This window comes from Planctomycetia bacterium (genome assembly GCA_034440135.1).
In the GTDB taxonomy this organism is placed as follows: domain Bacteria; phylum Planctomycetota; class Planctomycetia; order Pirellulales; family JALHLM01; genus JALHLM01.
In genome coordinates, this window is sequence record JAWXBP010000073.1 from 1 (window position 1) to 4,007 (window position 4,007).

General features: G+C 55.8%; 6 protein-coding genes. 4 read left to right on the forward strand and 2 right to left on the reverse strand.

The genetic code is table 11. The features are described 5' to 3' along the window. The coding region (locus SGJ19_04225; protein ID MDZ4779441.1) for a hypothetical protein at positions 1–103 on the forward strand (103 nt) is incomplete at its 5' end. A 5-nt stretch (positions 104–108) separates the two neighbouring features. Here SGJ19_04225 and SGJ19_04230 read toward each other — a convergent pair. Further along, positions 109–744, reverse strand: a complete 636-nt coding sequence (locus SGJ19_04230) for a class I SAM-dependent methyltransferase (protein ID MDZ4779442.1) — start codon at positions 742–744, stop codon at positions 109–111. Between the two features lie 221 nt (positions 745–965). Here SGJ19_04230 and SGJ19_04235 point away from each other — a divergent pair, with 221 nt between their 5' ends. Together SGJ19_04235 and SGJ19_04240 are read left to right on the forward strand one after the other, a co-directional pair. Beyond that, positions 966–1,805, forward strand: a complete 840-nt coding sequence (locus SGJ19_04235) for a hypothetical protein (GenBank protein MDZ4779443.1) — start codon at positions 966–968, stop codon at positions 1,803–1,805. Between the two features lie 29 nt (positions 1,806–1,834). Next, on the forward strand, positions 1,835–2,752 hold the full coding sequence (locus SGJ19_04240; GenBank protein MDZ4779444.1) for an NAD(P)-dependent oxidoreductase: 918 nt from the start codon (positions 1,835–1,837) through the stop codon (positions 2,750–2,752). Positions 2,753–2,786: 34 nt separating this feature from the next. Here SGJ19_04240 and SGJ19_04245 read toward each other — a convergent pair whose 3' ends face one another. Further along, positions 2,787–3,713: a glycosyltransferase family A protein gene (locus tag SGJ19_04245; GenBank protein MDZ4779445.1), complete on the reverse strand. Its 927-nt coding sequence runs from the start codon at positions 3,711–3,713 to the stop codon at positions 2,787–2,789. Positions 3,714–3,821: 108 nt separating this feature from the next. Between SGJ19_04245 and SGJ19_04250 the strand changes: the two genes are divergently transcribed. Beyond that, on the forward strand, positions 3,822–4,007 hold a 186-nt coding region (locus tag SGJ19_04250), incomplete at its 3' end, for an NTP transferase domain-containing protein (GenBank protein MDZ4779446.1).

The window sequence follows — 4,007 nt, forward strand, 5'->3', positions numbered from 1 at the left end:
CCAGATGATCTCACGGCGGATCAAGCTTTCCGAAGTGAACGAGGGGTTCGCGGAACTGAAGCGCGGCGAGTTGGCGCGCTCGGTGATTATGTTTGATGCTTGAGGCGTTCAGATGCGTCCGATACCAAGCGCCCGATTGATTGCGTTTGGCATCCTCTTCACGCGCATCATCTTCCAGACTGAAATGCCAAAGCGGTTCGCGAAGTTGCGGAAGAGTTCAAAATCGGACGAGTCCAGAAGCTCTTCGAAGACGCGCCGGAGGCCACGCACCGTCGTTGTGTCATGCAGGATCATGTAGCCACCTGGCTTGAGTAGTTCCTTGGTCAGGAAGATGTCCTTGCGCAGGCCGCGATAGCTGTGATCACCGTCGACGAACGCGACGTCGACTTGGCCCCGGTAGGGCATCAGTTTCTCGCGCGTACTAGGAGCGTGAGAATCTCCGATGATCTCGAGGACAATCTCGCTGTTGACGAGAGGTTTTATCCGGCGCCACTGTGCAAAGTCGGCGTGCTGGCCGTCGTCGACTACGATCGTTCTGCCGGCGGAGAAATAGTCCCTGAGGAACTTCGTCTGGCCGCCGGCCGCTGTCCCAATGTCCAACGACAGCGATGCCGGTGGGACGTTGTTGACCATGTAGGTTACGAACGCGGCGTACTCCTCGGGGTCCTGCTGCAGGAAAAGACCGTCCTCCTTGAAGTCGAACCCGAAAAAATCGGCTTTCGCGGACCCAGATTGTTCGATCATTTTGACAAGTAGATCGAAGGATGGCAAGAGTTTGACTGGGCGCATGATGATACCGTCCTACATACAGGCGATGGGAGAATGTTGACAGAGGATTCGCGGCGCGGGTGGTTACCAAAACGGCTGCGCCAAAGCTTGCGTTCTACTAGTCCCGCGAGCGCCCCACAAGGCTGCGGTGACGCATTGCGTTGCCGCGACGCTTTTCAGTCGGCCAGGGGCCGCGCGTGAGTAGTGGGCGAGGTCGCACGGCTGTTGTTTACCTTTCCCGGTGGCACAATTTCAAAAAATGGAGTTGGCCGTTTCTCGACAGCTTAGCACGTAATGCAGCTGGAGCCGATTTCGATCTTATCTACCTGCTGAAGGAGTTTCCAAACGAGCAGGACGATCCAGCGCTGGATGAGTTTCGTGATCGACTGGCTTGTCCTGTTCGCGTGTTCAGAACGTCTGACACGAGGTACGATTTGAACGTTTATCGTGAAGCGGCGAACAATTTCGACCATGATCGTTTTCTGTTTCTGAACTCCTACAGCAGAATTCTGGCGCCGAATTGGCTTGCACACTACCTATCGGCCTTTGATCGCGTGCCGCAAACCGGCGTTGTCGCGGCGACGGGCAGTTACGAGACGATACCAGGTCTGTCGTTTCCAAATGTCAACGTGCGGACTAACGCGTTCATGATCGATAGGGTGCTCTTTAACGCCATAGAAACTGGCTCACTGGAAACGAAGGCCGACACAAACCGGCTGGAAGCCGGCACAGCAAGCCTAACACGACAAATCGTTGCTCGGGGACTGGTTCCTCTTTTGGTCGATCGCAATGGAAGGGCTTGGTCCACTGACGGATGGCCGATCAGCCGAACGTTTCGCTCCGGTCAGCAAGAAGGATTACTGATCGCCGACAACCGGACGCACCATTATCAAGCCGGCAGCGCTGCCAAACGATTAAAACTTGCTCGTCTAGCCTGGGGTGAGAATGCGGTCGTACCAAAACTTTCATGGGCCAAGCGCGTTCGTGCCGAGATCGGATGGCGCTGGCCCCGGATTGGTGGGCAAGCAGAAGAATGACACCGGAGGTAACTTGCACAGTGGGAGACATGGCCCGTATCCTGGTCACCGGCGCTAACGGCTTCATCGGCCGCCATGTTTCGTCTGCATTGGCTCGCACTGGCGTCGAGGTCTACGCTTGTGGCCGCAACGTGCAGAGCCCGCAGTTAACCGGGGTCAATTGGCAGACGGTGGATCTGCTATCTCGTGAGCAGGTCGTCAAGCTCGTTACTGACGTGGCGCCGCAAATTGTGGTTCATTGCGCTTGGTACACTGAGCACGGCAAGTATTGGGCCGCGCCTGCGAATGCGGATTGGGTGGCAGCCTCGGTATTCCTGGCGCAGGAAGCTTATTCGCGCGGGGCATCGCGGTTTGTCGGCGTTGGGACAGGAGCGGAATACGCGCCCGACGCTGCATCACCGTTTTGCGAACTCACGTCACGTATTGAGCCTGACACGGTCTATGGGTTGGCCAAAGATACAGCACGGCGTACGATTGAGGCGTTGGCTTTATCTCTGGGGCACTCGTTCGTGTGGACGCGTGTATTTATGCTCTATGGGGATGGCGAACATCCGGCGCGGTTGGTGTCTTCTTTGTGCCGGTCGTTCGTCAAGGGTGAGACGGCCAAAATGTCGTCGGGAAAGGCGCTGCGCGACTTTATGCATGTGGGGGATGTAGGGGCGGCCATCGCTGCTGTAGCGCGGTCGGATGTGCGGGGGTGTGTCAACATTGGTTCGGGGGATGCGGCGCCGATTGCATCGATCGCGAAAAAACTGGCGACGTTGTCAGGGCGACCGGAACTGCTTGCGATTGGGGCATTGCCAGATCGCCCGAATGAGCCAGCCGCGTCATTTCCGGATGTGTCGAGGCTGCGGGATGAGGTGGGGTTTAGACCTTCGGTCAGTCTGGACGACGGGCTTGCCGCGGCGCTGGACTATTGGCGCAGCCAAGAAAACGCGGCCAGCTGATCGAGACGAAAATAATTGATGGATACTCTTGAGGCTATTCGTTCGTGTTGGAGCTTATGTTCGCGGCGACGGGCACGGCGTCGTATTTTGTTGTTGGGGCATGAGGCTTTTCGCCGAAGAACATTCTCGTCCGCGCATTCAAAATCTTAAGCCAGCGATATGACCTGTCAGCGTAGTGCCAGAGCGCAGGTTTCATCAGTCCTCTTACTGCTTGCGTGCCGACAAGTGAAGGCAAGTGGATGCTGCAATAGCGGCGAAAATCGTCGCGCAGTTTCTGCATCATTTCTGGATCGATAATGCCGGATTCCTGAGCACCATTGTCCACATCGACAAAGCCCTGAATAAAGTCCGCTTTGTCCGTTCCTACCACCCGGCGCTGAATCAAAAACGGTAAGATGGTCAAGGGGTCAAATGCATGCACGTGCTCAAAGTGTGCGACGACGTGATTTAGGCTCCACCTCAATTCGTTTGTTCGATAGAGCCCATAAATCCATCCCGCACGGGCGCGGACCACCAAACGAGCCGCGTACACGTCATTGGGTTCGGAGGGCCACTGTTGTGGGTACACTTTGACCCGGCTGCGGCCTCGCTTTTCCATTACAGTACGGCCAACGGCCAATGCGGCGTTGGGGGTTGCGTCCAGCAGGCGAACCAGCTCGTCGATAAAGTTAACACTCGAATAATCGTCGTACGCACGCCACATGAAATAGGGAGTTTCAGCCATTGCCAGAACATCGACAAAATTCTGGCGGCAGCCTTTGTTGTAGGGTTGAATTCGATGCGAAAAGCGTGTGTCTTTTTGGACAAATTTTTCTATGATCGCGCTGGTGCGATCCGTGGAGGCGTTGTCCAAAACAATAATATTGAAGTCCCGAAATGTTTGGGCCGCGAGATTGTCCAATGATCGTTCCAACAGGCTTTCGGCATTGAACACCGGAACGCCAATCGTTACACGGGCCATGCCCTGTCCGCTCCGCACGTGGGGTTGAGGCTAGGTTATGCTAGGGTCGGCGCGTGCGGTCAACTCGGGCCATCTGCAAAGCATGTATTTTGCCGGAAAGAAAATTCAATGAAAGCAGTAATCCTAGCTGGTGGTCTCGGCACGCGGATTTCCGAGGAAACTCACATTCGCCCCAAGCCCATGATCGAAATCGGCGGGCGCCCGTTACTTTGGCATATCATGAAGATCTATGCGGCGCACGGGTTGACCGATTTCATTGTTTGCGCTGGTTATCGCGGCTACATGATCAAGGAG

Bases quoted from the DNA above. Each gene is read 5' to 3' on its own strand.
- SGJ19_04240 (MDZ4779444.1), top strand. From the start codon at position 1,835: ATGGCCCGTATCCTGGTCACCGGCGCTAACGGCTTCATCGGCCGCCAT.
- SGJ19_04230 (MDZ4779442.1), bottom strand. From the start codon at position 744: ATGATCGAACAATCTGGGTCCGCGAAAGCCGATTTTTTCGGGTTCGAC.
- SGJ19_04245 (MDZ4779445.1), bottom strand. From the start codon at position 3,713: ATGGCCCGTGTAACGATTGGCGTTCCGGTGTTCAATGCCGAAAGCCTG.